This is a genomic window from Kitasatospora sp. NPDC007106, assembly GCF_040634455.1.
In the GTDB taxonomy this organism is placed as follows: domain Bacteria; phylum Actinomycetota; class Actinomycetes; order Streptomycetales; family Streptomycetaceae; genus Kitasatospora; species Kitasatospora arboriphila.
This window is the reverse complement of the sequence record NZ_JBEYFP010000485.1, coordinates 1-4,541: the sequence shown is the minus strand read 5'-3', so window position 1 is coordinate 4,541 and position 4,541 is coordinate 1. Positions and strand designations below refer to the sequence as shown.

Below are 4,541 nucleotides of genomic sequence, written 5' to 3'. Positions count from 1 at the left end.
CCCGGATGATCGACGGCGGCTGCCTGGTCACCTGGACGGGCGGCAGCCCCCAGCAGCGCGTCCGCGCCCAGCGGTTCGGCCCCGACGGGCAGAAGCAGGGCGCGGAGATCGCCGTCAACACCAGCGAGGCCTTCCACACCGATGCGACCGCGACGCTGCTGAGCGACGGGGACGTCGTGGTCGCCTGGACCGACGGTGCGGCGGTGGGCGGCGGCGGGTTGACGTACCGGGTCTTCGACGCCGAAGGCACACCCCTGACGGGCGAGATCCGCCCCGGCATCACCGGCTTCGGACGACTGGGCCGGAGCGTGCTGACGGCCCTCGACGACGGACGGTTCGTCGCGGCGCACGTCAAGGCGACCGTGCCGAGCGACCTCGGTGTCCTGCAGACCACCGCGGTGGCCGGCATCATCGACCCGGGCGGCGACGGGGAGGTCTTCGCCAGCGCCTCGGCGGGTTCACCGAAGCACTTCCACCGGACCTCGCCCGCGCTGACGGCGCTGCCGGGCGGGCGCTTCGTCCTCGCCTGGGTGGAGAAGAGCGCGGACACCAACGACACCGTGCCGACCGTGACGGCGCAGCTCTGCTCGGACAGCGCGCTCGAGATCGGTCCGCAGGTCCGGGCCAGCACGGGTGCCGCGGTCAACCGGTTCGACCTGAGCGCGGCTGCGGTCTTCGGCAACGGCTCTCCGCAGCGGGTCTTCCTGTCCTGGACGAACACGGGGGCCGACGGGGACGCCTCCGTCCGCGGCTGCGTCCTCACCGCCGACGACGGCGGGCTGTCCTGACGGCCGGTCGTGGACGCCTCTGAGGGAAGGCCCCGATGAACCAGGTCATCCGGCATCCGGCGGGGAGGTTCCGAGCGCCGAGCGAGCCGCGCTTCGTTCGGGGCAGGCGCGTCCTGTCCTGGCTGCGGTTCCGGGTGTTCAGACGGTGGCGGATGCGGCGCGTCCGCAAGGAGAGCCGGCAGCGGGTGGCCATTCCCCAGAAGTGGCGCGGGAGGTGGACGCCCGGGAACTACGTGAAGGCCCTGTCGTGGATCGGCACGTTACTGCTCCTGGGCTGGCTGGCGCTGGCCCTGAACGTGATCGTCGGCGGAAGTCCCGGGTTCGTGGAGAACACCTGCCGCCGGACCAGCCAGTCCTGCAGCGTGGTCATCAGCTTCACCACGCCGTTCCTGGTGCTCTCCCTGAGCACCGCCGTCTTCCTCGGCGTACGCCGCTGGAAGACCATCCGGCCGATCGGCCGGACCGCCCGGAAGAACCCGCAGCAGCTGGTGCCCACGGCCGGCACGATCGTCGACGAGGTCGTCGGCCGGCAGGAGCTGTGCTCGGTCATCGCCCAGGCGCTGCGGGACCGGCGCCGGCGCCGGCCGTACGTGCTGGTGGGCGGCGTCGGCAGCGGGAAGACGGCCGTGCTGGTGCAGCTGACCCAGGTGCTGGCGGAGAACGGCGCCGTGCCCGTCCCCATCCACCTGCGGCGCATCGACCTCGACGGCGCCGACCTGAACTTCGGCGAACTGGCCAAGCGGCGGTTCTGCGACGAGGTGGACCCGGGGGTCATCTCCCGGGCCCAGGCCGAACGGGTGTGGCGGCAGCTCTGCATGGACGACAAGGCCGTGGTCATCGCGGACGGGCTGGAGGAGGCGTTCTGCGAGGACGAGGAACAGGCGAACCGGGACAGCCTGATCCGCCGCGCGATCGGCCGCGCCCAGAAGCAGAAGCTCCCCCTGGTGATCGCCTCGCGCCCGCACCCCGCCCTCGAAGGCACCCAGGCCGCCGTCATCGACCTCGAACCGCTCAGCGAGGAGGCCGCACTCGGCTACCTCGCGCACCGGAAACCCGGTGTCGACAACCGCAGGCTGGACTGGATCGTCGAGACGGCCGCGGTCGCCGAGTCCCCGCTCTACCTCCAGATCGCCCGCCAGCTCCGGGAGCACCAGCTCATGGAGCACTTCGAGAACAGCAAGGAGTGGGACCACGTCAACACCCGCGGCGGCGACCGGACCTGCATCCGGCTCAGCCTCCTGGACTCCTGGATGAGGGCACTCGTCCAGGGCCACCTCCAGGCCCGCTTCGACATCTCCTCCGAGCAGCGCAGGCGGACGGTGGCCGTGATGTCGGCGCTGGCCTGCATCGGACTGCTCAACGACCGGCTGGAGGTCAGGTTCGACGAACTCATCGGCTGGACCGGCCACGGCGGCGACCACCCGAAGGAGGCGGAGGTCCCCTACCGGGCGGTCCTGCGGGCGCTGCGCCAAAGCGTCGAGGGCCTGCCCGGGAACGACGAGGACGCCTGCTGGCGCACCGCCCTGTCGCGCTACGCGGCACGCGGTGAACAACTCGGGCTGGTGGAGGCCCAGAGCTTCAAGGTGCGGTTCCCGCACAGCATCCTGCAGTCCTACCTGGGGGCCTCCTTCCTCGACGTCGTCCAGCGGGACGACGCCGGACTCCTCGACAGGGCGCTCGAGGAACCCGGCCGCGAGCTCCTCATCGCCCTGGTCCTGCGCTCCCGCCGCAAGGGCGAGACCCTGAAGCGCGCCACGGTCGACCTGCTGCTCGAAGCGGCCCGCGAACGCCGGGACGACAAGGCCCTCGACCTGTTCGCCGCGGCACTGGAGATCGACACCTGCCAGGCCGACGACTCGGCCCACGCCCTCCTCGCCAGGACGATCCTGCAGCGGTGGCCGGAGATCGTCGACGGCGATCCGAGAACCGTCGACGAGGCGAAACTGCGGCTGGTGCACGCCTTCGGCGAGGTGGCGCGGCGGCTCGACCGCTCGAACCGGGACGACCCCGAGAAGTGGCCCAAGCCGGCCTACGGCGACCTGATGAGGGTCACCTGGGTCGAGCCCAGCTATCCCGTCCGGCTGGCCATCGCCCAGGAGATCGGCGCGGGCGGCGACAACGCCTTCGACGCGCTGCGCAGGCTCTTCCCGTGGCCGAAGCGGAGGAAGGACAGCGCGGTCGAGGTCTACGACCCCTGGGAGCAGTACAAGACGGCCATGGAGCTCCAGAAGCACCGGGAGAGTGCGGAACGCGAGCGGAGGATCGGCCCTCCCGACCCCGCGGACGGCACCGAGCGGGGACCGCGGACCGGGGAGCAGATCTGGCGCGAGTTCGTCACCCGGGCGTGGCTGGTCCCGATGATCGTGGGCTCGGTGAGCAACGACCGGTGCGAGCAGGCCCGGGAGCGCATGGGCCTGTGGCTGCAGCACCTCGCGCCCAACCCCGCGACGGGCCGCGCCGACCTGCCCATCTCCCTGGAGATCGCCCTAGCCCAGGGCTTCAAGGCCGCGGCGAACCGCCGCAGCCGGCATCCCGCCACCTCCGACGAGGCCCGCGAGTACCTGATCGAGCAGGCGGAGCACATGCTGACGCACGCCCGCTACTGGTACTCCCAGGTCACCCTCGTCCACGCGCTGTGCCTGTGGGAGCTGCCGGACAGCACCGACGAGGTGGTGGAGGGCGGCGAGAACGGCCGGCGGTCCGGCTCCGACCCGTTGCAGGCCGTGGAGCGCTGGCTCGCCATGGCGGGCAGCGAGCAGGCCCCCGGCGACCGGCCCGCGGACGAGCTGTCGGTACGGGACGGGAACCGGCTGCACCCCTTCGTCGCCGAGGCCGGGGACCTCGCGGCGCTCGCCCTGGAGACCCGGCGTCCCGAGCGGTTCATCTGGATCGACGAGAAGGGGACGATGGCCAACATCGGCTCGCAGCCGGCCGACCCCACGGTCTACCGCAAGCACAACCTCTGGATCCCGCCGTCGGTCGGGTGGAGCACCCTGCATCCGCGCGCCCAGCAGCTCCTCGCCGACATCCTGCTGCTGCTCAACCTCACCGAACGCGACGGTCAGCTGGTCGACAGCCGGCTGGAGCGCACCAACCGCACCACCCTCCCGCCCTGCCTGACGAAGGACCGCACGGCGCTCCGTCCCGAGCGCACGGTCGGCATGGCCGGGACGGCCGAACCCGGGACGAGCTGCCTGCGCAGCTGCCAGTTCGAGCTGTGCCCGTACCCCGCGAAGGGGGCGCAGCCGGACGGCGAGCTGCGCGAGCCGTTCTGCCGGCAGCAGCAGGCCCTGCTGAGGCGGCGCACCGCCCGGCGGAGGAAGGCGGGCTGGCAGGGCATGACCGACCGTGAGCTCGGCCGGTTCTGGACGGCGATGGCGGAACGCACCCGGACGCCCTCGGCCGTCGAGGAACCGTAGACCTCGCCGCGCACGGGTCTGCTCCAGGTGGAGCCCGTGAGTGGTGGACCCGTCCGCGTCACCACAGGCTGTCAGTGCCCGCCCGAAAACCGCGGCGGGCACCTCCACGCGGCGTTCCCCGTGGGGGCGGACGGGACGTCAGAGAGACGGCAGCACATGGTGAAGCAGGGCAGCGCACGGGGGTGTCCGCCACCCGTTCGCGGGACCGGCGGGTCGGTACGGAGGTGGGCGCGCTCGGCACGTCTCGGCCTCCCGTGGGAGATGACGGACTCAGACAGAGTACGTAGCCATGGCGCGTTCACAGAGGTCAGATCATTCTAATAACTCTACGGTA

The 4,541-nt window shown here is 71.8% G+C and carries 2 protein-coding genes; both read left to right on the top strand.

What is annotated here, in order from left to right:
- Window positions 1–788 (top strand): hypothetical protein (locus ABZ641_RS26645; protein WP_359985620.1); only part of this gene is annotated, 788 nt, incomplete at its 5' end.
- 185 nt (window positions 789–973) lie between these two features.
- Window positions 974–4,207 carry an ATP-binding protein gene (locus ABZ641_RS26640; protein ID WP_359985617.1) on the top strand — a complete coding sequence of 1,078 codons (3,234 nt, stop codon included), beginning with the start codon at window positions 974–976 and terminating at the stop codon, window positions 4,205–4,207.
- Window positions 4,208–4,541: the final 334 nt, after the last annotated feature.